The 26793-nt window shown below is 52.4% G+C and carries 28 protein-coding genes, 1 tRNA gene and 1 rRNA gene; 14 read left to right on the plus strand and 16 right to left on the minus strand.

Features of this window, described 5'->3' with window-relative positions:
- Positions 1–69 precede the first annotated feature (69 nt).
- Entirely contained in the window at positions 70–261 is a 192-nt protein-coding gene (locus HMPREF3140_RS12010) for a hypothetical protein (RefSeq protein ID WP_002918687.1), read from the minus strand.
- 228 nt (positions 262–489) lie between these two features.
- On the opposite strand from HMPREF3140_RS12010, the gene msrP reads away from it, so the two are divergent.
- The 10 genes from msrP to fis all read left to right on the plus strand — a co-directional run bounded on the left by msrP (position 490) and on the right by fis (position 8956).
- A complete protein-coding gene (msrP, locus tag HMPREF3140_RS12015; protein WP_032412486.1) occupies positions 490–1491 on the plus strand; it encodes a protein-methionine-sulfoxide reductase catalytic subunit MsrP in 1002 nt (333 codons plus the stop codon).
- Positions 1491–2099 (plus strand): protein-methionine-sulfoxide reductase heme-binding subunit MsrQ, encoded by a 609-nt coding sequence (gene msrQ / locus HMPREF3140_RS12020; RefSeq protein WP_004185869.1) that lies wholly within the window; start codon positions 1491–1493, stop codon positions 2097–2099. The genes msrP and msrQ overlap by 1 nt, the downstream gene beginning before the upstream one ends.
- A gap of 223 nt (positions 2100–2322) precedes the next feature.
- Positions 2323–2775, plus strand: coding sequence for a type II 3-dehydroquinate dehydratase (aroQ, locus tag HMPREF3140_RS12025; RefSeq protein WP_004174104.1), 453 nt, complete (start codon positions 2323–2325; stop codon positions 2773–2775).
- A 22-nt stretch (positions 2776–2797) separates the two neighbouring features.
- Positions 2798–3265, plus strand: a complete 468-nt coding sequence (accB, locus tag HMPREF3140_RS12030) for an acetyl-CoA carboxylase biotin carboxyl carrier protein (RefSeq protein ID WP_002918736.1) — start codon at positions 2798–2800, stop codon at positions 3263–3265.
- A gap of 10 nt (positions 3266–3275) precedes the next feature.
- Complete coding sequence (gene accC, locus HMPREF3140_RS12035) at positions 3276–4625, plus strand: acetyl-CoA carboxylase biotin carboxylase subunit (protein ID WP_004174096.1); 1350 nt, start codon at positions 3276–3278, stop codon at positions 4623–4625.
- Between the two features lie 110 nt (positions 4626–4735).
- Positions 4736–4978 carry a YhdT family protein gene (locus HMPREF3140_RS12040; protein ID WP_002918740.1) on the plus strand — a complete coding sequence of 81 codons (243 nt, stop codon included), beginning with the start codon at positions 4736–4738 and terminating at the stop codon, positions 4976–4978.
- Positions 4968–6419, plus strand: coding sequence for a sodium/pantothenate symporter (panF, locus tag HMPREF3140_RS12045; protein WP_004181435.1), 1452 nt, complete (start codon positions 4968–4970; stop codon positions 6417–6419). The genes HMPREF3140_RS12040 and panF overlap by 11 nt, the downstream gene beginning before the upstream one ends.
- A gap of 11 nt (positions 6420–6430) precedes the next feature.
- Positions 6431–7312, plus strand: coding sequence for a 50S ribosomal protein L11 methyltransferase (prmA, locus tag HMPREF3140_RS12050; RefSeq protein ID WP_002918745.1), 882 nt, complete (start codon positions 6431–6433; stop codon positions 7310–7312).
- Between the two features lie 357 nt (positions 7313–7669).
- Positions 7670–8635 carry a tRNA dihydrouridine synthase DusB gene (gene dusB, locus HMPREF3140_RS12055; RefSeq protein WP_004144972.1) on the plus strand — a complete coding sequence of 322 codons (966 nt, stop codon included), beginning with the start codon at positions 7670–7672 and terminating at the stop codon, positions 8633–8635.
- A 24-nt stretch (positions 8636–8659) separates the two neighbouring features.
- On the plus strand, positions 8660–8956 hold the full coding sequence (gene fis, locus HMPREF3140_RS12060; RefSeq protein ID WP_000462905.1) for a DNA-binding transcriptional regulator Fis: 297 nt from the start codon (positions 8660–8662) through the stop codon (positions 8954–8956).
- 200 nt (positions 8957–9156) lie between these two features.
- Here the strand turns inward: fis and HMPREF3140_RS12065 are convergent, their stop codons facing one another.
- The 9 genes from HMPREF3140_RS12065 to HMPREF3140_RS12110 form a co-directional block, all read right to left on the minus strand.
- On the minus strand, positions 9157–9846 hold the full coding sequence (locus tag HMPREF3140_RS12065) for a hypothetical protein (RefSeq protein ID WP_049139209.1): 690 nt from the start codon (positions 9844–9846) through the stop codon (positions 9157–9159).
- 301 nt (positions 9847–10147) lie between these two features.
- Positions 10148–10498, minus strand: a complete 351-nt coding sequence (locus HMPREF3140_RS12075) for a phage tail assembly chaperone (RefSeq protein WP_048268258.1) — start codon at positions 10496–10498, stop codon at positions 10148–10150.
- The gene (locus HMPREF3140_RS12080) at positions 10495–11091 is read right to left on the minus strand and encodes a tail assembly protein (protein ID WP_049139210.1); all 597 of its coding nucleotides are present in this window, start codon (positions 11089–11091) and stop codon (positions 10495–10497) included. The genes HMPREF3140_RS12075 and HMPREF3140_RS12080 overlap by 4 nt, the downstream gene beginning before the upstream one ends.
- Positions 11092–11482: 391 nt before the next feature.
- The gene (locus HMPREF3140_RS12085) at positions 11483–13396 is read right to left on the minus strand and encodes a ClpP-like prohead protease/major capsid protein fusion protein (protein ID WP_070552995.1); all 1914 of its coding nucleotides are present in this window, start codon (positions 13394–13396) and stop codon (positions 11483–11485) included.
- Positions 13393–13587: a hypothetical protein gene (locus HMPREF3140_RS12090; protein WP_044067013.1), complete on the minus strand. Its 195-nt coding sequence runs from the start codon at positions 13585–13587 to the stop codon at positions 13393–13395. The genes HMPREF3140_RS12085 and HMPREF3140_RS12090 overlap by 4 nt, the downstream gene beginning before the upstream one ends.
- 478 nt (positions 13588–14065) lie before the next feature.
- Positions 14066–16189, minus strand: a complete 2124-nt coding sequence (locus tag HMPREF3140_RS12095) for a DUF927 domain-containing protein (protein WP_064147041.1) — start codon at positions 16187–16189, stop codon at positions 14066–14068.
- Entirely contained in the window at positions 16186–16554 is a 369-nt protein-coding gene (locus HMPREF3140_RS12100) for a hypothetical protein (protein WP_064147042.1), read from the minus strand. The genes HMPREF3140_RS12095 and HMPREF3140_RS12100 overlap by 4 nt, the downstream gene beginning before the upstream one ends.
- Positions 16551–16775: an aminotransferase gene (locus HMPREF3140_RS12105; protein ID WP_070552996.1), complete on the minus strand. Its 225-nt coding sequence runs from the start codon at positions 16773–16775 to the stop codon at positions 16551–16553. The genes HMPREF3140_RS12100 and HMPREF3140_RS12105 overlap by 4 nt, the downstream gene beginning before the upstream one ends.
- Positions 16768–17151 (minus strand): host cell division inhibitor Icd-like protein, encoded by a 384-nt coding sequence (locus HMPREF3140_RS12110; RefSeq protein WP_316241758.1) that lies wholly within the window; start codon positions 17149–17151, stop codon positions 16768–16770. The genes HMPREF3140_RS12105 and HMPREF3140_RS12110 overlap by 8 nt, the downstream gene beginning before the upstream one ends.
- 19 nt (positions 17152–17170) lie before the next feature.
- Between HMPREF3140_RS12110 and HMPREF3140_RS29270 the strand changes: the two genes are divergently transcribed.
- Positions 17171–17350, plus strand: a complete 180-nt coding sequence (locus HMPREF3140_RS29270) for a hypothetical protein (protein WP_058649564.1) — start codon at positions 17171–17173, stop codon at positions 17348–17350.
- Positions 17351–17764: 414 nt separating this feature from the next.
- Here HMPREF3140_RS29270 and HMPREF3140_RS27365 read toward each other — a convergent pair whose 3' ends face one another.
- The 4 genes from HMPREF3140_RS27365 to envR all read right to left on the minus strand — a co-directional run bounded on the left by HMPREF3140_RS27365 (position 17765) and on the right by envR (position 20962).
- On the minus strand, positions 17765–17986 hold the full coding sequence (locus tag HMPREF3140_RS27365; protein ID WP_071609858.1) for a helix-turn-helix transcriptional regulator: 222 nt from the start codon (positions 17984–17986) through the stop codon (positions 17765–17767).
- Positions 17987–18080: 94 nt separating this feature from the next.
- Positions 18081–18818 (minus strand): hypothetical protein, encoded by a 738-nt coding sequence (locus HMPREF3140_RS12120; protein ID WP_058649563.1) that lies wholly within the window; start codon positions 18816–18818, stop codon positions 18081–18083.
- Entirely contained in the window at positions 18815–20035 is a 1221-nt protein-coding gene (locus HMPREF3140_RS12125; protein ID WP_063406990.1) for a tyrosine-type recombinase/integrase, read from the minus strand. The genes HMPREF3140_RS12120 and HMPREF3140_RS12125 overlap by 4 nt, the downstream gene beginning before the upstream one ends.
- A gap of 273 nt (positions 20036–20308) precedes the next feature.
- Positions 20309–20962, minus strand: coding sequence for an acrEF/envCD operon transcriptional regulator (envR, locus tag HMPREF3140_RS12130; protein ID WP_004185881.1), 654 nt, complete (start codon positions 20960–20962; stop codon positions 20309–20311).
- Positions 20963–21340: 378 nt separating this feature from the next.
- Here envR and HMPREF3140_RS12135 point away from each other — a divergent pair, with 378 nt between their 5' ends.
- The 3 genes from HMPREF3140_RS12135 (at position 21341) to HMPREF3140_RS12145 (ending at position 26117) form a co-directional block, all read left to right on the plus strand.
- Positions 21341–22480 (plus strand): efflux RND transporter periplasmic adaptor subunit, encoded by a 1140-nt coding sequence (locus tag HMPREF3140_RS12135; protein WP_004144974.1) that lies wholly within the window; start codon positions 21341–21343, stop codon positions 22478–22480.
- A 12-nt stretch (positions 22481–22492) separates the two neighbouring features.
- Positions 22493–25603, plus strand: coding sequence for an efflux RND transporter permease subunit (locus HMPREF3140_RS12140; protein WP_004144975.1), 3111 nt, complete (start codon positions 22493–22495; stop codon positions 25601–25603).
- A gap of 292 nt (positions 25604–25895) precedes the next feature.
- The gene (locus HMPREF3140_RS12145) at positions 25896–26117 is read left to right on the plus strand and encodes a putative periplasmic lipoprotein (protein ID WP_002919103.1); all 222 of its coding nucleotides are present in this window, start codon (positions 25896–25898) and stop codon (positions 26115–26117) included.
- A gap of 408 nt (positions 26118–26525) precedes the next feature.
- Here HMPREF3140_RS12145 and rrf read toward each other — a convergent pair.
- Both rrf and HMPREF3140_RS12155 read right to left on the minus strand, forming a co-directional pair.
- Positions 26526–26641 (minus strand): 5S ribosomal RNA (gene rrf, locus HMPREF3140_RS12150).
- Between the two features lie 38 nt (positions 26642–26679).
- Positions 26680–26755 (minus strand) — tRNA-Thr (locus HMPREF3140_RS12155).
- Positions 26756–26793: the final 38 nt, after the last annotated feature.

Here is a 26793-nt window from a genome sequence, read left to right on the forward strand (position 1 = left end):
ACTCCGCGAGTGAATGACTACCCGATGAACCATCAGGCTCCCGTGCCGGCGCGCGCCATGCCGCAAGCATTAACCTTTTAAAGCGCGACGCATACTATCAAAGATGGCGAGTCTGGCAATGGAATGCGTATTATCGGTAAAAGTATGCCGATAGCGAGTATAGTTTGCAGAAAAAATTTGCCAATCGTCGCCCGCCTGCGGCCTGCGCCAGAAGCGCTTTAATTTTAGACGCAGGATGGCAAACCCGCGCCAGCGACGCAAATTATTACCGGTTTACCGTCTGGCCAGCTTACCGCCCTCTTTTCCCTGCTAAAGATGCCGGGTCATGCGCGGCAAAGGAAACGTCTTGCGCCACTTTCCGATGATTCCTGGACGACCGCGCCTCTGCTTCGGCGGCGGCTCCTCATCCTAATGTGCAATTTTTCGTGACATATTCGCCATTCATCGCCGTCTCCGTCATGCTTAGGAAAACGCATGACGGAGGACACCATGAAAAGAAAAAAACTGACGGAAGCCGACGTCACGGCCGAATCCGTTTTTATGCTCAAGCGGCGCCAGATGCTGAAAATGCTGGGCATCAGCGCGACCGCGCTTTCCCTTCCCGCCGCCGCGCAGGCCGACCTGCTGGACTGGTTTAAAGGCCACGACCGCCCACCAGCGCCAGCGGGCAAGGCCCTGGCGTTTGCTAAACCCGCCGAGTGGCAGGCTAATCTGACGCTTACCCCGGAAGATAAGGTCGCCGGTTACAATAATTTTTATGAATTCGGCCTCGATAAAGCCGATCCGGCGGCGAACGCGGGTAGCCTGCGCACCGATCCTTGGACGCTCACCATCGGTGGCGAAGTGGCGAAACCTCTGACCCTTGACCATGACGATCTGACCAAACGCTTCCCGCTGGAAGAGCGCATTTATCGTATGCGCTGTGTGGAAGCCTGGTCGATGGTGGTCCCCTGGGTCGGCTTCCCGCTGCATAAACTGCTGGCGCTGGTGGAGCCCACCAGCAGCGCGCGCTATGTGGCCTTCAAAACCCTCTATGCTCCGGATCAAATGCCCGGCCAGAAAGACCGGTTTATCGGCGGGGGGCTCGCTTACCCTTACGTGGAGGGGCTACGGCTGGATGAAGCGATGCACCCGCTGACGCTACTCACCGTCGGGGTGTATGGCAAAGCGCTGCCGCCGCAAAACGGCGCGCCGGTCCGCCTGACCGTGCCGTGGAAGTACGGTTTTAAAGGCATAAAATCCATTGTTAGTATCGAGCTGACCCGCGAGCGGCCGCCAACCACCTGGAACCTGGCGGCGCCGGACGAATACGGCTTCTTCGCCAACGTCAATCCGCACGTCGATCACCCCCGCTGGTCACAGGCTAGCGAGCGGTTTATCGGCGCCGGCGGCGTGCTCGATGTGAAGCGTCAACCGACGTTGCTGTTTAATGGCTATGCCGACGAAGTGGCGTCGCTGTATCGCGGCATGAATCTGCGGGAGAACTTCTAGTGCGTTTCACCGTCAAACAGATCGTCTGGCTGAAGGTTTTACTTCACCTTGCGGGGTTTTTGCCGCTGGTCTGGTTATTCTGGGCCGGGCACCAGGGCTACTTTAGCGCCGATCCAGCCAAGGATATCCAGCACTTTACCGGCAGAATGGCGCTTAAGTTTCTGCTGGCGACGCTGCTGGTCTCTCCGCTGGCGCGCTATGCGAAGCAGCCATTATTGATTCGCGTTCGTCGGCTGTTAGGTTTATGGTGTTTTGCCTGGGCGACGCTGCACCTGACCAGCTATACCCTACTGGAGCTGGGCATTAACAATCTGGCGCTGCTGGGCTCGGAGATTATCACCCGCCCCTATCTGACATTGGGCATGATCAGCTGGGCGATTCTGCTGGCGCTGGCGGTGACCTCCACGCAAGCGATGCAGCGAAAACTGGGGCGTCGCTGGCAACTTTTACACAACTTCGTCTATCTGGTGGCGATCCTCGCGCCGATACACTACCTGTGGTCAGTGAAGATCGTCTCGCCGCAGCCCGTTATATATGCCCTGCTGGCAGCGGGGCTATTGACATGGCGTTACAAGAAGTTCCGCCAGTGGTGGCGCGCAATCCGGTAATGTGCAGTTTCCCGCAGATCCTTTATCAACCGCGACTCTTTTTCAGATAGCGGTTGATAATCTTCCCTGATAAGACCAGTATTTAGCTGCCAATTGCTACGAAATCGTTATAATGTGCGACTTTGGTTTTCCTGACGGGGTTTTCTGACCCTGAAAAGGTGACAAGGGCGCATTGAAGGTATATGTTGTTTTTTACCCGAAAATGGCAGGAGATCGCCACACAATGGCAGTGAAGTTTCACATTTTGCTTTTGAATGGTCCAAACATTAACATGCTCGGTACCCGCGAGCCTGAGAAGTATGGCCCTCTCACGCTGGCTGAAATTGTTAACCGTTTAACATCTGAAGCGGCGGCGCTGAATGTGAGTCTGGATCACCTGCAGTCCAACGCGGAGCATGCGTTAATCGACCGAATTCATCAGGCTAAAGACAACGTGGACTATATCCTGATTAATCCGGCCGCGTTCACGCATACCAGCGTAGCAATCCGTGACGCTTTGCTCGCCGTGAACATCCCGTTTATCGAGATTCACCTGAGCAATGTGCATGCACGCGAACCCTTCCGCCAGCACTCGTATCTGTCAGATGTCGCCGCTGGCGTCATTTGCGGGCTGGGGGCGGATGGTTATTCATACGCTTTACAGACGGCGGTAAAACGCCTGTCACAATCACACTAAACAAAGAGTACGGAACCCACTCATGGATATTCGTAAGATTAAAAAACTGATCGAGCTGGTTGAAGAATCAGGTATCTCCGAACTGGAAATTTCTGAAGGCGAAGAGTCTGTTCGCATCAGCCGCTCTGCACCGGCCGCAAGCTATCCGGTTATGCAGCAGGCTTATGCTGCGCCGATGATGCAGCCTCAGGCGCCTGCCGCCGCGACTGCCGCACCAGCTGCTGCGGCTGAAGCGCCGGCGAAAGCGGAAATCAGTGGTCACATCGTACGTTCCCCGATGGTTGGTACTTTCTATCGTACGCCGAGCCCGGACGCGAAAGCGTTTGTGGAAGTTGGCCAGAAAGTTAACGTGGGCGACACCCTGTGCATCGTCGAAGCGATGAAAATGATGAACCAGATCGAAGCCGACAAAGCCGGCGTGGTGAAAGCCATTCTGATCGAAAGCGGCCAACCAGTAGAATTCGACGAGCCGCTGGTAGTTATCGAGTAACGAGGCGAACATGCTGGATAAAATTGTCATCGCTAACCGTGGCGAGATCGCACTGCGCATCCTGCGTGCCTGTAAAGAACTGGGCATCAAGACTGTCGCTGTGCACTCCACTGCGGATCGCGATCTAAAACACGTATTGTTAGCGGATGAGACGGTCTGCATCGGTCCGGCTCCGTCCGTAAAAAGCTATCTGAACATTCCGGCCATTATCAGCGCCGCTGAGATCACTGGCGCGGTAGCGATTCACCCGGGTTATGGCTTCCTCTCTGAGAACGCTAATTTTGCTGAGCAGGTTGAGCGTTCCGGCTTTATCTTCATCGGCCCGAAAGCCGACACTATCCGCCTGATGGGCGACAAAGTGTCCGCGATCACCGCCATGAAGAAAGCCGGCGTCCCGACCGTTCCGGGTTCTGACGGCCCGCTGACCGACGACATGGACGCTAACCGCGCCCATGCTAAACGCATCGGCTACCCGGTTATCATCAAAGCCTCCGGCGGCGGCGGCGGTCGCGGTATGCGCGTTGTACGTAGCGACGCTGAACTGGCACAGTCCATCTCCATGACCAAAGCGGAAGCCAAAGCGGCTTTCAACAACGACATGGTCTACATGGAGAAATACCTGGAAAACCCACGCCACATTGAAATTCAGGTGCTGGCGGATGGTCAGGGTAACGCGATCTATCTGGCTGAACGTGACTGCTCCATGCAGCGCCGTCATCAGAAAGTGGTCGAAGAAGCGCCGGCGCCGGGCATCACCCCGGAACTGCGTCGCTACATCGGCGAGCGTTGCGCGAAAGCCTGTGTGGATATCGGCTACCGCGGGGCGGGTACCTTTGAGTTCCTGTTCGAAAACGGCGAGTTCTACTTCATTGAAATGAACACCCGTATCCAGGTAGAGCATCCGGTAACTGAAATGATCACCGGCGTTGACCTGATCAAAGAGCAGCTGCGTATCGCAGCCGGCCAGCCGCTGTCCATCAAGCAGGATGAAGTGGTGGTTCGCGGCCATGCGGTGGAATGCCGTATCAACGCCGAAGACCCGAACACCTTCCTGCCGAGCCCGGGCAAAATCACCCGTTTCCACGCGCCGGGTGGCTTTGGCGTGCGCTGGGAGTCACATATTTACGCCGGTTACACCGTACCGCCGTACTATGACTCCATGATCGGTAAACTGATCTGCTACGGCGAAAGCCGTGACGTGGCGATTGCCCGCATGAAGAATGCGCTGCAGGAGCTGATCATCGATGGCATCAAAACCAACGTCGATCTGCAGATGCGCATTATGAGCGACGAGAATTTCCAGCATGGTGGCACCAATATCCACTATCTGGAGAAAAAACTCGGCTTGCAGGAAAAATAATTCTGCTCTCTCAGCAAAAGGCCGGGTAAACCGGCCTTTTTTCTTTTTCTCTCTCCTCATCTATACCATGCGGTACAATCCCCGCTTTCTTCATCCTCAAGGGACAAAAAATGGACAAACGCTTTGTTCAGGCCCACAAAGAAGCGCGCTGGGCGCTGTGGCTGACCCTTCTCTACCTTGCCGCCTGGCTGGCCGCCGCCTATCTGCCGGGGGTGGCTATTGGCTTTACCGGCCTGCCACACTGGTTTGAAATGGCCTGCCTGCTGGTACCGCTGCTGTTCATTCTGCTGTGCTGGGCGATGGTCAAACTGATTTTCCGCGATATTTCTCTGGAGGACGATGATGCAGTTTGAGGTCATTATTCCCCTGATCGCCTACCTGGTGGTGGTGTTCGGTTTATCCCTCTACGCCATGAGAAAACGCGCCTCAGGTAGCTTTCTTAATGAGTACTTTCTCGGCAGCCGCTCGATGGGCGGCTTCGTGCTGGCCATGACGCTAACCGCCACCTATATCAGCGCCAGCTCATTTATCGGCGGACCCGGCGCCGCCTATAAATACGGCCTGGGCTGGGTGCTGCTGGCGATGATCCAGCTCCCCGCCATCTGGCTGTCGCTGGGCGTGCTGGGGAAAAAATTCGCCATCCTTGCGCGTCGCTATAATGCTGTCACCCTCAATGACATGCTGTTTGCGCGCTATCAGAGTCGCCTGCTGGTCTGGCTGGCCAGCCTGAGTCTGCTGGTGGCCTTTGTCGGCGCCATGACCGTCCAGTTTATCGGCGGCGCCCGCCTGCTGGAGACGGCTGCCGGTATTCCTTACGATACCGGCCTGCTGATCTTCGGGGTCAGCATCGCGCTGTATACCGCCTATGGCGGCTTTCGCGCCAGCGTGCTCAACGACACGATGCAGGGCATGGTAATGCTGATCGGCACGATCGTGCTGCTGGTGGGCGTGATCCACGCCGCCGGGGGGGTTGGCCATGCGGTAGAGACGCTGCAGTCGATCGACGTCAAGCTGGTGTCCCCGCAGGGCGCGGAGGATATCCTCTCGCCAACCTTTATGGCCTCGTTTTGGGTACTGGTCTGCTTCGGCGTTATTGGTCTGCCACATACCGCAGTGCGCTGTATCTCCTACAAAGACAGCAAAGCCGTGCATCGCGGCATCATTATCGGCACCATCGTGGTGGCGATCCTGATGTTTGGCATGCATCTGGCTGGGGCATTAGGCCGGGCGGTGATCCCCGATTTAACCGTGCCGGATCTGGTGATCCCGACGCTGATGGTTAAAGTGCTTCCGCCCTTTGCCGCCGGGATCTTCCTTGCCGCGCCGATGGCGGCGATTATGTCGACGATCAATGCCCAACTTCTGCAAAGTTCCGCTACGATCATCAAAGATCTGTACCTGAACTGGCGGCCGGATCAGGCGACTAACGAAAAGCGGCTTAAACGCATGTCCGCCGGCATCACGCTCCTGCTGGGGGTCTTGTTGCTGCTCGCGGCCTGGCGGCCGCCGGAGATGATAATCTGGCTGAACCTGCTGGCTTTCGGCGGCCTGGAAGCCGTCTTCCTGTGGCCGCTGGTGCTGGGCCTTTACTGGGAACGCGCCAACGCGGCTGGCGCGCTGAGCGCGATGATCGTAGGCGGCGTCCTGTATGCCGTACTTGCCACGCTGAAAGTGCAGTTTCTGGGCTTTCACCCGATCGTTCCCGCGCTGCTGCTGAGTTTGCTGGCGTTTGTGGCGGGGAACCGTTTCGGTCGTCCCGCCCCACAGCCCCCCATTTTGACTACTGATAAATAAAGAGTTTTGCTATGCCATGGATCCAACTGAAACTAAATACCACCGGCGCGAACGCTGAAGATCTTAGCGATGCGCTGATGGAGGCCGGATCGGTCTCGATCACCTTCCAGGATACACACGATACGCCGGTATTTGAGCCATTGCCCGGGGAAACCCGCCTGTGGGGGGATACCGACGTAATCGGCCTGTTCGATGCTGAAACCGATATGAAAGCGGTCGTTGCCCAACTGGAGCAGCATCCGCTGCTGGGCGCCGGGTTCGCGCATAAGATCGAGCAGCTGGAAGATAAAGACTGGGAACGGGAATGGATGGATAACTTCCACCCCATGCGCTTCGGGGAGCGGCTATGGATCTGCCCAAGCTGGCGCGATGTTCCGGATGAAAATGCCGTCAACGTGATGCTCGATCCGGGTCTGGCCTTTGGCACCGGTACGCATCCGACGACATCCCTGTGCCTGCAGTGGCTGGATGGGCTCGACCTCAACGGAAAAACGGTGATTGATTTCGGCTGCGGCTCCGGCATCCTGGCGATTGCCGCACTGAAGCTGGGGGCGGCAAAAGCAATCGGGATTGATATCGACCCGCAGGCTATTCAGGCCAGTCGTGATAACGCGCAGCGTAACGGCGTTTCTGAACGCCTGGAGCTCTATCTTCCTCAGGACCAACCGGAGTCGATGAAAGCCGACGTGGTGGTCGCGAATATCCTGGCAGGCCCGCTGCGTGAGCTGGCGCCATTAATCAGCGTCCTGCCCGTTTCAGGCGGTTTGCTGGGGCTTTCCGGCATCCTTGCCAGCCAGGCGGAGAGCGTCTGTGAAGCCTATGCCGATCTCTTCGCTCTTGACCCGGTGGTCGAGAAGGAAGAGTGGTGCCGGATTACCGGCCGGAAAAACTAAGCGCGATGCGGCCTACGGGCCGCATTTTTGTTTCCAGTAGCCACCAAATAATGCCAGGAAATGAGAGGCAGATCGCACTACAGAGCACTTTTTTGGCTACAAAAACAGCGTTTTATATCGCCATGCGGCCAGTTTATCCAAGAAAAATCGAGAAGTTTTATGATTTTATAAATGGACACAAATTATCCATCATCCATTAAATCAATGATTAATATAAGTATTTATTCATCCCTTTTACGCTAGTCCCGGATTCATTGATCTGCAACAGAGGATTGCTCAAAGTTTGGCCTTTCATCTCGTGCAAAAAATGCGTAATATACGCCGCCTTGCAGTCACAGTATGGTCATTTCTTAACTCATGCGCATCGGACACCACCAGCTCAGAAATCGCCTGATCGCAGCGCCCATGGCTGGCATTACTGACAGACCATTCCGGACGCTGTGCTACGAGATGGGAGCGGGTTTAACCGTTTCCGAGATGATGTCTTCTAACCCACAGGTGTGGGAGAGCGACAAGTCCCGTTTACGGATGGTGCATATCGATGAGCCCGGTATTCGTACCGTGCAAATCGCCGGTAGCGTGCCGGAAGAGATGGCTGCCGCCGCGCGGATTAACGTGGAAAGCGGCGCCCAGATTATTGATATCAATATGGGATGCCCGGCGAAAAAGGTGAATCGCAAGCTTGCAGGTTCAGCCCTCTTGCAGTACCCCGACCAGGTGAAGTCGATCCTGACGGCGGTCGTTAACGCGGTGGACGTTCCTGTGACTCTCAAGATTCGCACCGGTTGGGAACCGGAACACCGTAACTGCGTAGAGATTGCCCAACTGGCCGAAGAGTGTGGCATTCAGGCTCTGACTATTCACGGACGCACCCGCGCCTGTTTGTTTAACGGAGACGCTGAGTACGACAGTATTCGGGCAGTTAAGCAGAAAGTTTCCATTCCGATTATCGCGAATGGCGACATTACTGACCCGCTTAAAGCCAGAGCTGTGCTCGACTATACAGGGGCTGATGCCCTGATGATAGGCCGTGCAGCTCAGGGAAGACCCTGGATCTTTCGGGAAATCCAGCATTATCTGGACACTGGAGAGCTGCTGCCCCCGCTGCCGCTGGCAGAGGTGAAGCGCTTGCTTTGTGCGCACGTTCGGGAGTTGCATGACTTTTATGGTCAGGCAAAAGGGTACCGAATCGCGCGTAAACACGTCTCCTGGTATCTTCAGGAACATGCTCCAGATGACCAGTTTCGGCGCACATTCAACGCCATTGAGGATGCCAGCGAACAGCTGGAGGCGTTGGAGGCATACTTCGAAAATTTTGCGTAATAGAAATAAAGAGCTGACAGAACTATGTTCGAACAACGCGTAAATTCTGACGTACTGACCGTTTCTACCGTTAACTCTCAGGATCAGGTAACTCAAAAGCCCCTGCGTGACTCGGTTAAACAGGCACTGAAGAACTATTTTGCTCAACTGAACGGTCAGGATGTGAATGACCTGTATGAGCTGGTACTGGCTGAAGTTGAACAGCCCCTGTTGGACATGGTGATGCAATACACCCGTGGTAACCAGACCCGCGCTGCTCTGATGATGGGCATCAACCGCGGTACGCTGCGTAAAAAACTGAAAAAATACGGCATGAACTGATACTAATCAGTTAACTTGTTGATTAAAAAGGCGCTCTTCGGCATGGGGAAGCGCCTTTTTTATTGCTTGTGATATACCTAGTGATACACGTACGCGTGAACAACGATGAACATTAATGCACAAACACTACGTTTTTTACTGTTTGCACAGCAGACATGAAAAAGGCCGCTAACGCGGCCTCATGAAGAATATTATCAATATCAAAGTCCAAGGCTTTTCTTGACCAGCTCACCCACAATCGGCCACATAACCGGTTGTACTGATTCCCAGACTGGACCGCAAACCTTAGCCAGCAAAGATTTGGCTTCTTTACCATCTCCTTCATTAGCAGCTGCGACAGCTGCTTCAATGTCTGAACGTTGATCGTTGTTAACTACTTGGCCCTGGCTTTCAAGGATGGAGATCAGCTTTGCAACTATTTCGGTATCAGAACTAGTTGTGATGGCTTGGGTCTGAGAAACAGCTTCTCCTTGCCCTAGTTGCGTATTGCTGAAATGACCGCCTGTAATGGTCAGATTATTGACTATACGCTGAACACGTTGTGGGCGATTTGGAATTTTACGCGATTCCTTATACCCCGCTTCTGTTAAATAAACGAATTCACGCTTGCTATAGGATCCCATTATGAAAACGGCACTATTTCTTCTGTCGTTATCATACATCGCCATTGGGCCTGTTTTTATCATTTTAGCTTTTTCTAAATCACCGAATGCAACCTCAAAATCAACAGAGGTAAAATCAGCCACACTACATACAGCAGTAGCAAGGGCTTCAATATTCGGTCCTTCATACCCCTTTTTTAAGTCCTGTGCGGTCAATCCTCGATCACTGAAATCAGCTAACAATGTGCCTAAAATCTGTTTTGCTGCATCATCTAATTGTCCGGCCATCGATATTACCCTTCTGAGTGAAATCCCCTACATATGTATGGTTAAAATCAAAGAATTCCACAAGGCGTTTCTGAACTTTTTTTATCTAATATGAATACCCTATCTTAGCAAAATAGGTTTCTGCCAGTGGAAAGTACTGGCCGCCATCCGCCTATTGTGTCGTGCTTTATCTGCCATTGCAGTATCAATACAGGTGCGGACAACCAGCCGTTCCTGCCCATTAAGACTAAATCCACGCAGCTCCGCAGCGGCCTCAATTGCAGCTATCAGAGTTTCATGTTTTAACATTCGTCCCTCTGCCTCAGTTAAGGGTCTGGCTCTGCACAGCAAAAAGATGCGCATTTTCCGTTAGTGCGCTTTGCATATGTTCCTGCCAGCCATGCATAATTTTATTTGCGGTTCCCGGGTAAGCTCTCAAAAAGGCTTTAAGCACGTTATCAGTGAGATTTTGTTCCAGGCTCCAGCCCTGAATAAACTGACGAAAAAGCGGATACGTTTTTTCATGTTCCTTGTTCTGCCACAGAGCAACGACGACCTCGAACGGAGGGACAACATAAGTCACCTCAATGGGTAAAGCACCGTCCTTTGTCGGTATCAACACTTCACGGGTAAATACCTCACCTTCCGGCCAGAGCCTCGCCTGATTTGTCAAAGCTCATCCTCCACATAAATACCAGCAGAAATAATTGCGCCACCAATTCGGCGTTTGCCGTATAGAAGCCCTACCGGGTAGCCCTGCGAGGCTGTATTAGTGACACCGCCAAAGGCGTAGCTGGCTTTATTGTCGGGGGACTCTTTACGGGCTAAGCCTCCGGGCTGAGGGGAAAGCATCTGGATAACACCGCCAGCCATCATAGAGCCACCAGCAACCATCAGGTTAACACCCCATGGCTGATCAAAAACAAAGGTTGCAATAGCCCCTGCGGCAACGAGCACGGCCCCCATTATTGTCTGGAACAAACCAGCTTTTTTGCTGCCAGCAATAACCGGGACAATGCGAATGACCTCACCCGTTACCGGATAACCCAAATCATCGGCGCCAATATTTGTCTTCCCCCTGAAAACAGCAAAGGTCAGTCCCTTGTCTTTGCTATTAATCATGAAGCGCTCAAATCCCGGAATTGTCGCCGCTAATGCTACGCCAGCTTCCTGAGTCGTTCTGATTACTCGGTGGTGAGCACGGCCGAACGTTTTAGCCAGTACACCACTAAGCTCAATACGGGTCATCACTTCTTTACTTTGCATTCTGTATTTCTCCGTTAGAGTAAATTGCCGCCAATGCTAATTTCAGGTCGTAATACTTTCTCTTACAGCTACTGCCCGACTCAGGTGGAATATCCTGTAAGCGCTTTGATACCGTTTGCCGGTGAATCCCGGTGACGTCGGCCAGTTCAGTAATTGTCAGCCGTATTGTTTTCATCATTCTCCCCCGATGATGATGAACAAAAAACATACAAACCATCATCATTGCCACTTTTTAAGATTTTCATGTATTTAAAATCAATCAGTTAGCAAATGATGATGATGACTATGGAATTCAAAAACCAGCCGTTTCCCGCGAGCGCGCCGCCCCGTGGAAGGTCGCCCCGCCCGGAGGACCCACGAGAAATGGGCAGCCGTGGCCGCCCCTCTGCTCTTATGCCCCACTCGATTTGACCAGCCCGCGGTAGTCCAGCGCAGCCACACCTGCATCGATGCGCACCTTCCAGGCGATACCATCAACGGTGAAGCCCTCCTGCTGCTCAAGATATGGCGTATCCATCCCGTCGAGATAAGCCACCTCGATAGTGTCTGTACCCTGTGCCGCCGCAACATACCACTGCTTGTTGTCTGACTTATCCAGTCGCGGCTCAACCACAACCTGAGCCATATCTTTAACCACGTTAATGATGCCTGGGTTCTGGTTCAGTGTGCCGTCCTGATCCACCGGGAACAGCGAGGAAGATGAGAGCACCGCGCGATTGGCTGCCCCTTCCAGCGCCGCAGGAACGAGAATATAGGCAGGAATGACATTGATCGGATCGCCGTTCGCGTCTTCCTGCAGGCGCATAGCCTTACGGGCTTCATTAAGTCCGTCAGTATCCATCCCTTTAGCGATGAGGTTTTTATGGTCGGCATGGAATAGCGGCTTACCGTCTGTAAACTTGCTGTTCGCAGTCAGGTTCAGATAGACCAGATTCCCTACAGTACGCGCAGCAGCACGGCCCATAGCCTGAGGAACGGTCGTCAGTTGGCTCAAATCGTCATTGATGATGGCCTGGCGGGTAATGGAGAAGATATTGCCATACGTCGCAAGCGCGATAGGTACGCCGCTGTCACTGGTAGTGACATATTTGTATTCAGCCCCCTCTGGCACCTTTTCCAGCTCAGAAAAGCCGTTCAGCCCAACGCGCTTGGCTTCATGGAAGTTGGATAGCGAGCCGGTTTTCGTCCACTGCTGGAAAGTTTCACCGCTGTTCTGCCAGCCTGTAAGAACAGATTTCTCAGCGCCACCAGCAAGGATATGGGAAAAGTCGCTGGTACTGTGCGTAAAGGCCAGATTCACAATTTGCGAGCGGTTGCCAAAGCCGCTGATACTAATGCCACGATCCACCAGCGATGCCTGAGCCATATCAAAGAGGCTCATCATGGCATAAGGGTTCCCGCGTTCGGCGCGTTCGTGACCCAGACGGGAATAAAGCCCCTGGCGGATAGCGTCGCCGGTGATGTTGCCGTTACCAGCGTAAATGTGTGAATAAGTGCTTTTGTTCGATGGGGTCGCACTCTTGCCCAGGGCAGTCAGCAGCATGTCTTTCGCTTTTTCCGGCGTGCAGTCCACATCTTCCAGGCACTGAATTTTCAGTGAATCATGCTTACCGCCGAACATAGCAAACAGGTCTTTAATCCCGTTGATACGGTTCTGTTCCGGCACCGCACTACTGGTGGAACCTTTCGGGCCGGTGATCATCCCTTTAATCTCTTTTGGCATATGCTCAAAATCCTCAATTCGTTTCGATTCAATACAGGCCATTGCGCTGACCGCCGGTAACAACTCATCGGCGAATCCCTGCGCTACACATTCACGACCATCCATCCAGGTCTCATCCTCCAGCATGGCCGCCAGCACTTCAGCAGACTTGCCAGTTTTGCGGGCGTAAGCCGGGATCAGGACGTTTTCAACTTTATCCAGCAGCTCGGCATAGTCGCGCATATCGTTGGCATTACCACCGGAGATTCCCCACGGCTTGTGGATCATCATGAGTGCGTTTTCCGGCATAACGATGCGGTCACCGGCCATCGCAATGACTGAGGCCATAGAGGCAGCCAGGCCATCGATATGCACTGTGACTTTTGCCGGGTGTTTATTCAGAAGGTTGTAGATAGCGATGCCATCGAACACGTCACCGCCGGGTGAGTGGATGTGAAGGCTGATATGGGAAATATCGCCCAGGGCTTTCAGATCCTCAGAGAACTGCTGGGCAGTGATACCCCAGCCGCCGATCTCTTCGTAAATACTGATATTGGCGCTGGTGGCGTCGTTGGATGCTTTAATGGTGTACCAGCCTTTCATAGCCATGCCCCCAGCGTATGGTGATGCCAGTAGTTCACGCTGCTACGCACAATCTGGCCTTTAGTGGGGACAGGCATTTCCGGGTGATTCTTGCGGATGAATGCCTGGTACTCTTCGATCTTCTTCATAGTTTCAGCATCGATATGAACCGTACCGCCTTTATCGTGCTGCTTATTGTTCCGTTCTGCCATCTTCTTACCCTTATCGTGATTGATGGTACATTCGCAATCATTGATCAATAAAAGTGGTAAGTAAAATCATTTTAATCAGAAAAACAGATTAATTAGATTGAGGCATAAAAAAACCGGGTTTACCCGGCAGCAAGATTTACTCAATTTTTTTATGCGTATAGATACAAAACGTGGTGGGTTACGTGGGTTATTGGGTTATCTTCGCTTGCTAAGTATTTTTTATTTCATACATTCAACGAGTTAACATTTAATCAACACAAAAACGTAACCCACTAACCCCATGAAATAACCCACTAAGCCGTTTTTAAAGTGGGTTACGATTTCGCTGGTGGGTTATTTTGCCCTGTCAGTGGGTTATAAACGGGGTAAAGTGGGTTACGAGTGGGTTACGATGTTCCTTTAAAATCATTACCTTAATGCACTTATCCACTGTATAACCCACGTAACCCACTAATTTTTACCTCACGTGTATAAAAAATTACTCATCATCAGGTGAGAACATCAGCACATAAAACACATGCTGCTTGCCGCCCATCTTGCGTAGTGCTTTCTTCTTGTGCCTCCCTTTATCCCCGGTCTCAAGCATCCCGGCACTGGCTAAAGCCCTGGCAAATTGCGTATGGTTAAAGCCTCTGGCTATCTCCTGCTCAAATGCCGCGGGGAAGGTGTAGAACTTAAATACTTCATCACTGGACTGACTTCCCGTTCTGTACCCCGCAAGCTCTTTAATCGGCAGATCGCGAGCGTCGCTTTCCGGGTATGGAAGGTAACGGCTAAATCCGTAGGTATTCAAAAACGCTTCGCACTGCTCGATGATTTGTTGGTGCTCTTTGTTCCCGGTGCCGAACTCTTTCACCCAGGCATTAAAGCTGTGCTGGATAGCGTCACGGCTGGCCTGTTCACTCCACCCGGTTATATGGCAGGACAACACAAGCGCGGCCTCCAGTATTGCAAAGCGTTCTGCGACCCTGTGAACCTGTTCCCCATAGTCAGCCGGAATAAGGCCGCGCCATCGTTCCTGCGCATCCCTGACCGCCTGTTTTGCCTCCTGCTGGTGGGTTGCCAGCCATTTAACCCATTCACGCCCCGCCGCTCCGTGATTATCAAGCCATGCCTCTTTCAGCGCGTCGGCGTGGGCTTTACCGTTGGGTTGCCCGTTGAATACGGTTGCTTTCTCCATCGGGATATTCAAAAGCCGCACAAGCTGCCCGGCCTTTACCCTGAGTCCACCAGCGGAAAGAAACGTTTCTATGTCCATTTCCCCGGTACTGATCGCCACAGTGCGCCAGCGTTTTAACTCCCGGTTTCCACCCTCTTTGGCCCCCTGCAGCTTTCCGGCTCCGTTAAACAGCGTATATGCAGACGTAGCAACGTCGCGGGCATTGCTCCCCTGGCCTATCTCATCCAGCGGTAATAAGCCGTCATTGTGGGCTTCTGCCTCGTTTGCAATGCCTAATGCCGTCCCGTACCAGGTGAGGCGCAACGCATCAGGAACGCCCCATACACTACTGGCGATATTCGCCGTTGTTGTCTTACCTGCACTGGACTGCTCAAAAAGGTGAACCCCGAACCCGTCAGCGCCCACCAGCCCGATAAGCGGCGCTGCCATTGATGCCGACACGCCCAGCATCATTGACGGATTACCACACGCAAGACGCGCAACGCTATTACGCCAGCTTTCCGCCGTCCCTGTAACGTCATATCCCCCGGCAGCGGCACTACGCCCGTTAAACAGTATCGGCGTTTCAGGCTCACCTATGACCTCGCCATCAGGCATAACATAAGCGCCATAGTGCCAGCCTGACGTGTGGCTGATTCGCCATTCCTGCCCGGTGCCACTTTGTTGCAGCCAGTCAGCCAGAATCGCCCGGAATGTGTTTTTGGTCGTGACGTTTACCCCGCCAGCCTTTAACGACCGCCACCCGTCACGCTCTCCAATGTCAGCACAAGGGATCGCCCGCGTAATATCTTCGTGGCCACGTGGAGAGCGCCACCTCAACACCAGATAGCGCTCTGCGCCATCGCTACCTGAACCCACCACCTCGATCCGGGAACACAGCCACGTTTCAGGGTTAATAATCTCTCCGGTTTCTTTATCGACCTTCGGAGTGATCCAGAAAACGCCATCATCACGGCTTTCGACACGCGGCTTAAGTTCATCGCCCGTTTCTTTTTTTGGTGCTCGCTTAGTTACTGGCAACTGGCAAATATTGCTTTCCTCAGCTTTGGCTTCCTCCCGTAACCGGTTCAGATAGTCTCGCCAGTCCTCCGGGTTCCTGTCAGGAATGCCCTTATACAGTCTGGCGTCCTGTACTCCGGCCCGCGCCAGCTTCTCACCAATGACGTTAATCAGTATCGGCTCGATGTTTCCGGCCAGATACACACGGGCGCTACGGCGCCCTTTATCAACAATTTGCAGGTTATCCAGCTCTGCCAGTTGCTTTGGCCCAAGATAGATAGGGGGCGTTGTATCTTCGGCAATTTGTTTACCCATACCTTCTTCCCATCCCTTTGCATGAGCATAGGCATCAGTCCCGGCAAAAATGATTGCCTCAGTAAATTTTTCCTTTGGCAGATGTTTAAGGTTCGGAGCGTTCTTCATTTCGGGATCCCCCCGCTCATCTGGAATTTGCCGATCAACGGATGGAACCAGTAGGCCGAACCGCGACGCCGGGTTGCCTTGCGCAGTATCAGCCGCGCCGCCTCCCTGAATTTCTCGTCATGGGCCAGATAACCGCCGCCTTTATGCTTAACCAACAATACGCCGGTGTTTTTCGCCAGTTCCTCAGCTTTCTTAGTGCTTATGCCGAACTCGGCCGCCAGCGTGGAAACCGGAGACATGCCCGGAGGTATCTCGCCACACTGACTATCTGCCAGCGCCTTGATACGGTTTTCCAGTTCTTCCACCTTGCCCACCAGCTGTTCAACGCGACCAGCCAGCTCATTAAATTTCACGTTGCTGATCATTGGGAGCCATCCTTGCAAGACTTAATCTGGTCGAGATCCGAGATATCCAGCTCACTTGCCAGTTCATCAGCAAGCCGATAAGCAAGACCAGTTAAACTCATTACATGGATACGCTCCTCATCCCCTCTGATCGTTGCCAAATAAGAAGCACATGACAGAAGCGCGGCGATCTCTTGAGCCAATGTCAGAAGATCGCTTTTAGTGCGGTATGTATTAATCATGACCAACTACCTCTCTGTCTGAGGCGCTATCAAAAGCCCAACCGCGACGGGTGTTGTAATCAAAGAACGCGACCCGGCATGGAGCTTCTGCCCTAATTTTGGCGGCGAATACCATTTCCCAGCCGGGGAAAGCGGCGCGGGCATTCTCCTCAGTATCAGTATCAAAACGCAGAACTACAGGCGAACAGTCTGGATGGCTCTTAGGGGTTGCCAGAAAGAGCCATGTAAATTTTGGGTGAGTTTGGGTATGCTGTAATTCAGCCATGATCGTTACCTCATATAACGGTTTGGTCAGACGCCTCGGCAGTGTTCCCGCACTCCGGGGCGTTGCTATTTGTAATACATGTGTGTAACGTGTCATTACACATAAACACATTACATCGGGTGTAATTGACGTGTCAACACACAAAAATGAAAGACGTGGTAATCCACCATTCCAGTTCAGGCTAGATCCTGAGTTACGTGTGCTAATGGAACAGGCCCAGCAGCAAGATGGTGATGAGTCGCTGGCAGCTTGGATCAAGCGAATAATCCGCAAAGAGTTACAGCAGCGCGGTATCGAGTCAAAGGACTGAACAAATAATAAGGGACAGCTATTCATGAGAGAATTACTGAGCACAACTGTTGGACGGATTATTATCGGGATCTTGTTGTTGTTATTGTTATACAAACTAGGGATTTTTGACTCTCTGTTAATTCCAGACTGTTCAAAAAATCCAGGTGATCTGATGAAAGGCTGTAATAAATAATGAAATGGGGTATACGCCATCGCCGTACCCTGCAGGTATACGGAAAAGTTCGTAGGCCCAAAGGGGGTGTAGCCATTATTGGACATACCCCCTAACCGCGCCAATGGCGCAGTTCTTGTAATGTCAGGAGCGCCTAAGCTTTGACCACCAGCAGCAAGCCTGGTATCCTGAATATGTTTAGTGTTATTGCATTGGCGGCCCGGCATGGCCGCCTTTGTTTTATGTGCCATATCCCGCCCCTTATGCCGATTTCAGCTGGGCTTTAGGTTGGTTGTTCAACCAGCTATTGACCTCTGACAGCAGCCACCCGACGGAACGCCCACCAAGCTGACGGCGTGCAGGGAATTCTCCCTTTATTTCCTTCTGATAACGGGTTGTACGGCAAATGCCTGTTAGACGGCGGCATTCATCCTCACGAATAATACGATCGGATTGGTCTTGCAGTGGTTCAGGATTGTTCATTTATGTATGCCCTCGTTTATTACAGTTCGTGGGCATATTGCATAATGATTAACGCAGGGTGTGTGATATCACATAACTACCGAGTGATATCACATTATCTCTCAAGGTATTTGCTCCACGTTTGCCAGTGAGTAGACGGTAAATCAATACCTTTCTTAGCTGCAATTTCTTCTATCATCGAAGCTATCTTTGTGATTTTTTCTCTCTCTAAATCCACGCAAGATAACTCTGGAATCATCTTTAAAAGATAGAATATAAGTTCTGATTTTTTTGCTGTGGTTTTCCTTGATTCACTATTTAAATCTTTAGATGGCATGGAGACATTTTTATTTATAAAATCCATGTCATTTTTCCTAACACATAAATAATTACTATTCACTTTTAAATGATTCATCATAAAATTAACATCAATACACTGTCCATCGATGAAGCTCGGTAAAGTAGAGACGCCAACCAGAGAGATTTCGTCAGACTCATTGAATTCAAGAGGAATTAGGTTGTAACCATCAACATAAAAAAATCCGCTTACAGCCTTAGCATAATAGCCATCAGCAAAGAAGTTTTCAGATTTGCTTTTAAACTCTACGAAGTCAATCTCCCAGCCATCGCCCCTTAGCATGGAAAACATATCAATGTCATCTACTTTGCTTGAAGGCATATTAAGATGAAACCATGAATCGGTCTCACAATGATGAAGTTTTATGTACACAGAAAGTTGCAAGGCATGAATTGCCGCATAATGAATTATATCCCGAACTTCGCACCCCAAGACTTTAGCTGCATCAGGAAGTGTGTAATATAATCTTTGTGGTAGGTTATTTTTATCTATCATTTTGCAACCTTCAAAATAGTAACATTAGAATGTTCACCAGAGATAAGTTCGAGGCGCTCCATCCATTTATTTAATGCGTCCAGTTTTTCCGGTAAATACTGGCTCCGATTGTAAATTGCCATTACACCGCCCAGCACATGTCCCAGAAGTTGCTCGACAACATGCGGAGCAATTCCCATATCGTTAAGCGTGGTGGCAAAGGTTCGGCGTAAATCGTGTAGCGTCCATGGTTCCGTTTGGCCCAGCCTTTTATAAATTCCCCGGCCCCACTGGCTGACGGCTTCTGGCTTTTTTACCTCGCCGAGCAATAGCCCAGAATGGGAATGCTCTTTGTATAGATCCTCGACAAACGGCCTAATACCTTCAGGGATCGGACGAATAATTTTTTCACCGCCTTTGCTGTGTTCCTTCGGTACTATCCAGATCCAGTCTTTCAAATCCCACTCTTTCCAGGTGGATAGCCTGACCTCCTGAGATCGGCAGCCAAACACCACCAGCAGCCTCAGCAGCGAGGCGTAATACGGCTTATACATTTTCCCGGTCGTTGATGACCAGATTTGGGTAAGCTCTCCCATATCGTGCACCCTGTCGCCCTTCTCCTGCTTTTTGCCTACGTCCTGAATAGTCAGGTCGTCGAGAGCATTGCTAATGGCATAGCGCCGCACACGGCAGAATTTGAGGGCCTGTTTACACATCTGGAAAACGTAGCCAGCTGCGTAGGGGGTTTCACGTTTCGCACGATCAAAGCATTCGAGCCAATGACGGGTTTCACACAGGGAGAGAGGCAGATCGCCTATATACGGGTAAATATGTTTTTCTACCTGCGCCTGATGCCTTTCCCAGTTAACCCGGTGATGAATGGCATATTCATTAAACCAATACGTCATTGCATCGCGAACGGTAACAGGCCGGAGTATTTCCTCCGTCTTAATATCAAGCTGGAATTTAGGGTTTTTCCCTTCAGCCAACCATGATCGGCACTCCTCGCGCTTTTCTCTGGCCATCTTCAGCGACATATCCGGGTAGCTACCCAACGTTAACCGCTCCAGTTTCGAACCACGTCCGCCCAAGCGATAAGCAAATATCCAGCTGATAGCACCAGAACGTAAAAGCCGCACGCTTAATCCCTCGCCATCCGCTAGCATTTCCTCTTTGCTTCTGGCAGCCCCTAAGAGCGCCCTTAATTTTTTGTCGCTGAGTTTGTTTGTGCCAGCCATAAAACCTCAGTTCATATAAAACGAGTGATACACCGAGTGATACACGGGAGAGTGTAAGCCCGCAAACGAGGACGAACAAGCACAAACAATAAAGAGCTATAAATGCTGTTAAATCATGCAATTAGAATAGTTTAGACAAACAAGCACGAACGGCAATAAACAATGGTTATTAACATACGGCATGAACTGATACTAGTCAGTTGCTTGCTTGATATAAAAGGCGCTCTTCGGCATGGGGAAGCGCCTTTTTATTATCTGCGCCAACAGAACTCATTACTGATTTACCAGCCGTAGCGCAGGCCCTCCCGATAAACGCGCAGCACAGACCACCGCCATTATATTATCCACCAGCGCAGGCGCCTGCTGATAAAGATCGAAGCGTTGCGGATCGAGCAGCCAGTTTTTAATCAGCCCGGAAAAAGCACTGTGTAAAACAATTAATATCATCTCAATGTTTGTTTCGGCTGGCAATATATTGTTACGCACGCAGCACTGCAGGATGCCGCCAATGAGTGAATAATTAAAACCAATACGTTGGCGAATTTCGTATTCCGAAAGCATATCACTGGAAAACTCACAGCGCTGATAAAGAATTTGCATCAGAGCGCGCTGTCGAGGATTCGCAGCAATATAGCGCAGGCCTGCAATAAACCGCTCGCGTAAAGCATTTAACGGCTCCTGTTCGTACTCTATGGCCTGACTGGGCTGAATCAAATCTCTAAGCGGCGGCTGCTGCTGCCACATTTCATTAAACAGCTCCGTCTTACTGGCAAAATGCCAGTACACCGCGCCGCGAGTCACTCCCGCCGCATCGGCGATATCCGTCAGGGTGGTGTTGGTTACTCCGCGCAGGGCGAACTGCTGGATTGCGGACTCAATCAGGAGCTGCCGCGTGCGCTGCGCCTCTTCTTTTGTTTTTCTTGCCATACAAGGCCCCACTTCCCGATAAGCAGATAATATAGGATATTCTTAATTAGAATTAATCTAGCATTTGCCATGAAGTATTATTTAGCAAAAATGCAGACAAGTTAATCCTGATGCGAAAAGAGAATTAATTATTCAAGTGAATATCACCGGAAAATACATTCACTGAAATAATGTCTATTTATCAACTTTTACAATTGCGATAAATCGCAATACTACAGTGACCATTTTTTTGTTTTTGCGTGCCTTGCTGATTGCTTAAAAATAAGTATCTCTTACATCCAACGTCGTTTATTTGTAGGATGGCAAACTGCTTTTTGATTCCCTCTTTCTTTCACAGATTCGCCGCCTGATTGGGTACGTAATCTATAAGGAACCGCCATGACGACTCACGCCAGAGTGACACTTTTATCCGGTTTAATTATCTCGGCCTTATTGCTAACCGGTTGCGATAATTCTGACAACCAGCAACCCCATGCGCAGGCGCCGCAGGTGACGGTCCATGTCGTGAACAGCGCGCCGCTATCAGTCACCACCGAACTGCCGGGCCGAACCTCTGCTTTTCGCGTAGCGGAAGTCCGCCCCCAGGTGAGCGGTATCATCCTGAAGCGTAACTTTGTTGAAGGAAGTGATGTCGAAGCAGGCCAGTCGCTCTATCAGATCGATCCGGCGACCTACCAGGCGGCGTGGAACAGCGCCAAAGGCGATGAGGCCAAAGCCGAAGCCGCGGCCGCTATCGCCCATTTGACGGTGAAACGCTACGTTCCACTGCTGGGTACTAAATATATCAGCCAGCAGGAATACGATCAGGCAGTGGCCACCGCCCGCCAGGCCGATGCCGATGTCATCGCCACCAAAGCTGCCGTAGAAACGGCCCGTATCAACCTGGCCTACACCAAAGTAACCTCCCCCATTAGCGGGCGCATCGGTAAATCGAGCGTCACCGAAGGGGCGCTGGTCACCAACGGCCAGTCGGATGCCCTGGCTACCGTCCAGCAGCTCGATCCCATCTATGTTGACGTGACGGAGTCCAGTAATGACTTCATGCGCCTTAAGCAGGAAAGCCTGCAGCGCGGCGGTGATACTAAAAGCGTTGAGCTGGTCATGGAGAACGGCCAGGCCTATCCGCTCAAAGGTTCACTGCAGTTTTCTGACGTCACTGTTGATGAAAGTACGGGCTCAATTACTCTGCGCGCTATCTTCCCTAACCCGCAGCATGTCCTGCTGCCAGGGATGTTCGTCCGCGCCCGCATAGACGAAGGCGTCGATCCGCAGGCTATCCTGGTACCGCAGCAAGGGGTGACCCGCACGCCGCGTGGTGATGCCTCCGTGATGCTGGTGAATGACAAAAACCAGGTTGAAACCCGGGAAGTGGTCGCGACTCAGGCCGTTGGCGATAAGTGGCTTATCACCAGTGGGCTGAAACCGGGCGATAAAGTGATTGTCAGCGGCTTACAGAAAGTCCGTCCAGGCGTCACTGTCAAAGCGGAAGCGGAGCGTACGGCGCCGGCCGTGCAATAAGGATACCCAGCCATGTCTAAGTTTTTTATTCATCGACCGGTCTTCGCCTGGGTGCTGGCCATCATTATGATGATTGCCGGCGGCCTGGCCATTCTGCAGCTGCCGATAGCTCAGTACCCGACAATCGCCCCTCCTGCGGTAGCGATCTCCGCCACCTACCCCGGTGCAGATGCCCAGACCGTGCAGGATACGGTCACCCAGGTTATCGAGCAGAACATGAACGGCATCGACAATCTGATGTATATGTCGTCGACCAGCGACTCTGCCGGTTCGGTAACCATTACGCTCACCTTTAAATCGGGTACCGATCCCGATATTGCCCAGGTACAGGTGCAAAACAAACTGCAGCTGGCCACGCCGCTGCTGCCCCAGGAAGTACAGCAGCAAGGGATTAGCGTCGAGAAATCCAGTAGCAGCTTCCTGTTGGTCGCCGGCTTTATCTCTGATAACCCGACCACCACCCAGGACGATATTTCTGACTATGTTGCCTCCAATGTCAAAGATCCTATTAGCCGCCTCAACGGCGTGGGCGATGTGCAGCTGTTCGGCGCGCAGTACGCTATGCGCGTCTGGCTGGATGGCAACCTGCTGAATAAATACAACCTGACGCCGGTGGACGTCATCAATGCGCTGCAGGTCCAGAACGATCAGATCGCCGCGGGTCAGCTCGGCGGTACGCCAGCGCTGAAAGGCCAGCAGTTGAACGCGTCAATCATCGCTCAGACGCGGCTCAAAGATCCGCAGGAGTTTGGCAAGGTCACGCTGCGGGTCAACGCCGATGGCTCTGTCGTCCATCTGAAAGACGTCGCCCGCATTGAGCTGGGGGGAGAGAACTATAACGTTGTCGCCAGAATTAACGGTAAACCTGCCTCTGGTCTGGGTATTAAGCTTGCGACCGGCGCCAACGCCCTGGATACCGCCACCGCGATTAAAGCGAAGCTGGCCGAGCTGCAGCCCTACTTCCCTCAGGGGATGAAGGTGGTTTATCCGTATGATACGACCCCTTTCGTCAAAATCTCCATTCACGAAGTGGTCAAAACGCTTTTTGAAGCAATTATTCTCGTCTTTCTTGTCATGTATCTGTTCCTGCAGAACATGCGCGCAACGCTCATTCCAACCATTGCCGTACCCGTGGTGCTGTTGGGAACCTTCGCGGTATTGTCGATGTTTGGCTACTCCATCAACACGCTGACAATGTTTGGCATGGTGTTGGCGATAGGTCTGCTGGTCGATGACGCTATCGTAGTAGTGGAAAACGTCGAACGTGTGATGGTTGAGGAGAAGCTCTCGCCAAAAGAAGCGACGGAAAAATCTATGTCGCAGATCCAGGGAGCGCTGGTGGGTATCGCCATGGTGCTCTCCGCAGTATTTGTCCCGATGGCCTTTTTCGGCGGCTCAACCGGCGCGATTTATCGTCAGTTTTCAATCACCATCGTCTCCGCCATGGCGCTCTCCGTGCTGGTTGCGCTGGTACTGACTCCGGCGCTCTGCGCCACGTTGTTGAAGCCAGCCTCAGCTGAACACCATGAGAAAAAAGGATTTTTCGGCTGGTTTAACGCCCGCTTCGACCAGAGCGTTAACCACTATACCAACAGCGTCAGCGGTATTTTACGTGGAACTGGCCGTTATCTGGTGATCTACCTGCTGATCGTCGTGGGGATGGCCGTGCTGTTCATGCGCTTGCCCACGTCCTTTCTGCCCGACGAAGACCAGGGCGTCTTCCTGACCATGATCCAGCTGCCGTCCGGTGCTACCCAAGAGCGCACGCAGAAGGTCCTGGATACGGTGACCGACTACTACCTGCATAACGAGAAGGCCAACGTCGAAAGCGTCTTTACCGTTAACGGCTTCAGCTTCAGCGGCCAGGGACAAAACTCCGGTATGGCGTTTGTCAGCCTGAAGCCCTGGGAAGCGCGCAGCGGCGATGAAAACAGCGTGGAGTCCATCATCAAGCGGGCCACCGTAGCCTTTAGCCAGATCAAAGACGCCATGGTTTTCCCGTTCAACATGCCAGCCATTATTGAGCTGGGTACCGCCACCGGCTTCGACTTTGAACTGATCGACCAGGGCGGACTCGGTCATACCGCTCTGACCCAGGCGCGCAATCAACTGCTGGGCATGGTGAAACAGCATCCGGATCAGCTGGTTCGGGTACGCCCTAATGGGCTGGAAGATACCCCTCAGTTCAAACTGGATGTCGATCAGGAAAAAGCGCAGGCGCTGGGCGTATCGCTCTCCGATATCAATGAAACGATATCAGCCGCGCTGGGCGGATACTACGTCAATGACTTTATTGACCGCGGCCGCGTGAAAAAAGTGTACGTTCAGGCTGATGCCCACTTCCGTATGCTGCCGAGCGACATTAACAACATGTATGTTCGTAGCGCCAACGGCGAAATGGTGCCGTTCTCCGCCTTTGTCACTTCACGCTGGATATATGGCTCGCCGCGCCTGGAGCGCTACAATGGGTTGCCATCTATGGAGATCCTCGGTGAAGCTTCGCCAGGCAAAAGTACCGGGGAAGCCATGGCGCTGATGGAAACGCTGGCCAGTAAACTGCCGAGCGGCATCGGTTATGACTGGACCGGGATGTCTTACCAGGAACGGCTCTCCGGCAACCAGGCGCCTGCGCTCTATGCCATCTCGCTGATCGTCGTATTCCTGTGTCTGGCGGCGCTGTATGAGAGCTGGTCGATCCCCTTCTCAGTCATGTTAGTGGTTCCGCTGGGGGTCATTGGCGCGCTGTTAGCCGCCACGCTGCGTGGGCTAAATAATGACGTTTACTTCCAGGTCGGACTCTTGACCACGATCGGTTTGTCGGCCAAGAATGCGATCCTGATCGTCGAGTTCGCCAAGGATCTGATGGAGAAAGAAGGGAAAGGGATCATTGAGGCCACGCTGGAGGCATCGCGGATGCGCCTGCGGCCTATTCTGATGACCTCTCTGGCCTTTATTCTCGGGGTCATGCCGCTGGTGATTAGCCATGGTGCCGGCAGCGGGGCGCAGAATGCGGTTGGCACCGGCGTGATGGGCGGGATGCTGACCGCGACGCTGCTGGCGATCTTCTTTGTTCCGGTGTTCTTCGTGGTCGTTAGACGACGCTTTACCCGGCACGCTGAATAATTCGGCTATGTCTTGAAGGCGCCCCTTGCGGGCGCTTTTTTTCGCATGCAATATTGGCAGCCAGCTAAACGCGCCACAGTCTGGCAACCGCCATCGCACGCAGCATCGCTGAATCACAATCTTTCTCTCCATCTTTTCTGCATATTCCCGGGCTTATCTTCACGATATTTACGCGGCTCATATATTGAGATGATTTCGGCCTCCGGCCCGGACAATCCGCGGTGATAAAATAAGCCATTCCGTTCTGCACTGGCTTTCAGTACAACCCAGCGGATTATCCAGAGGTAATATCATGAAAAAGTATTTAATCGTGGCGCTGCTGGCCTCTCTGCTGGCAGGCTGTGCCCATGACTCTCCCTGCGTACCGGTTTATGACTCGCAAGGCCGCTTAGTCCATACCAATACCTGTATGAAAGGCACAACAGAAGACAACTGGGAAACCGCAGGCGCAATCGCCGGGGGTGCGGCCGCGGTAGCCGGCCTCACGTTAGGGATCGTTGCTCTGACCCGCTAGATCGCTTCCCCAACCGCAGATACAGGTATATCCCCTGTATCTGCTCCACTCCATTCCCCAAAGTAAGCGATCATTCAGGCTCTTCCTGACGATAGTTCGCCAGCTTTCTTAGCCGTTGTTGTTGCCAGAGACCGCTGGCAATGAGTCGTCCATCGCTATCGACAAACTTTTCAGATTCAGGGTTCAGAACCAACAAACACCAAAGGCCCGGTCGAAGAGCGGGCCTTTACTCTGATGGTGAGCAATGATGGCGAACGTCCTGTCCCTCTCTCCGGACCGTTGCTGCGCAATGTTCATATCGATGCCAGTTAGATTCTCCCTGGGCAGCAAAGAAGCTCATCGGCAAACAACAGATAACACAAAAGCAAAAGGCCCAGTCTTTCGACTGGGCCTTTTGCTTTATTTGATGCCTGGCGATTCCCTACTCTCACATGGGGAGACCCCACACTACCATCGGCGCTACGGCGTTTCACTTCTGAGTTCGGCATGGGGTCAGGTGGGACCGCCGCGCTATTGTCGCCAGGCAAATTCTTTACAACGTGCCGAACTTTAACCTAAAAAGTGGTGCTGATACCCAGAGTCGAACTGGGGACCTCACCCTTACCAAGGGTGCGCTCTACCAACTGAGCCATATCAGCACGCTAAATTTGATGCCTGGCAGTTCCCTACTCTCACA

This window comes from Klebsiella sp. HMSC16A12, assembly GCF_001808265.1.
Lineage (GTDB): Bacteria > Pseudomonadota > Gammaproteobacteria > Enterobacterales > Enterobacteriaceae > Klebsiella > Klebsiella pneumoniae.

Coding starts and splice junctions, on each gene's coding strand:
- aroQ (WP_004174104.1), top strand. CDS start 2,323: ATGGCAGTGAAGTTTCACATTTTGCTTTTGAATGGTCCAAACATTAAC.
- HMPREF3140_RS12080 (WP_049139210.1), bottom strand. CDS start 11,091: ATGCAAAGTAAAGAAGTGATGACCCGTATTGAGCTTAGTGGTGTACTG.
- prmA (WP_002918745.1), top strand. CDS start 6,431: ATGCCATGGATCCAACTGAAACTAAATACCACCGGCGCGAACGCTGAA.
- envR (WP_004185881.1), bottom strand. CDS start 20,962: ATGGCAAGAAAAACAAAAGAAGAGGCGCAGCGCACGCGGCAGCTCCTG.
- HMPREF3140_RS12145 (WP_002919103.1), top strand. CDS start 25,896: ATGAAAAAGTATTTAATCGTGGCGCTGCTGGCCTCTCTGCTGGCAGGC.
- panF (WP_004181435.1), top strand. CDS start 4,968: ATGCAGTTTGAGGTCATTATTCCCCTGATCGCCTACCTGGTGGTGGTG.
- HMPREF3140_RS12135 (WP_004144974.1), top strand. CDS start 21,341: ATGACGACTCACGCCAGAGTGACACTTTTATCCGGTTTAATTATCTCG.
- HMPREF3140_RS12095 (WP_064147041.1), bottom strand. CDS start 16,189: ATGAAGAACGCTCCGAACCTTAAACATCTGCCAAAGGAAAAATTTACT.
- accB (WP_002918736.1), top strand. CDS start 2,798: ATGGATATTCGTAAGATTAAAAAACTGATCGAGCTGGTTGAAGAATCA.
- HMPREF3140_RS12090 (WP_044067013.1), bottom strand. CDS start 13,587: ATGGCAGAACGGAACAATAAGCAGCACGATAAAGGCGGTACGGTTCAT.
- HMPREF3140_RS27365 (WP_071609858.1), bottom strand. CDS start 17,986: ATGAACAATCCTGAACCACTGCAAGACCAATCCGATCGTATTATTCGT.
- HMPREF3140_RS12065 (WP_049139209.1), bottom strand. CDS start 9,846: ATGGCCGGACAATTAGATGATGCAGCAAAACAGATTTTAGGCACATTG.
- msrP (WP_032412486.1), top strand. CDS start 490: ATGAAAAGAAAAAAACTGACGGAAGCCGACGTCACGGCCGAATCCGTT.
- HMPREF3140_RS12120 (WP_058649563.1), bottom strand. CDS start 18,818: ATGATAGATAAAAATAACCTACCACAAAGATTATATTACACACTTCCT.
- HMPREF3140_RS12110 (WP_316241758.1), bottom strand. CDS start 17,151: ATGTGTTTATGTGTAATGACACGTTACACACATGTATTACAAATAGCA.
- accC (WP_004174096.1), top strand. CDS start 3,276: ATGCTGGATAAAATTGTCATCGCTAACCGTGGCGAGATCGCACTGCGC.
- HMPREF3140_RS12105 (WP_070552996.1), bottom strand. CDS start 16,775: ATGATTAATACATACCGCACTAAAAGCGATCTTCTGACATTGGCTCAA.
- fis (WP_000462905.1), top strand. CDS start 8,660: ATGTTCGAACAACGCGTAAATTCTGACGTACTGACCGTTTCTACCGTT.
- dusB (WP_004144972.1), top strand. CDS start 7,670: ATGCGCATCGGACACCACCAGCTCAGAAATCGCCTGATCGCAGCGCCC.
- HMPREF3140_RS12125 (WP_063406990.1), bottom strand. CDS start 20,035: ATGGCTGGCACAAACAAACTCAGCGACAAAAAATTAAGGGCGCTCTTA.
- HMPREF3140_RS12140 (WP_004144975.1), top strand. CDS start 22,493: ATGTCTAAGTTTTTTATTCATCGACCGGTCTTCGCCTGGGTGCTGGCC.
- HMPREF3140_RS12085 (WP_070552995.1), bottom strand. CDS start 13,396: ATGAAAGGCTGGTACACCATTAAAGCATCCAACGACGCCACCAGCGCC.
- HMPREF3140_RS12040 (WP_002918740.1), top strand. CDS start 4,736: ATGGACAAACGCTTTGTTCAGGCCCACAAAGAAGCGCGCTGGGCGCTG.
- HMPREF3140_RS12100 (WP_064147042.1), bottom strand. CDS start 16,554: ATGATCAGCAACGTGAAATTTAATGAGCTGGCTGGTCGCGTTGAACAG.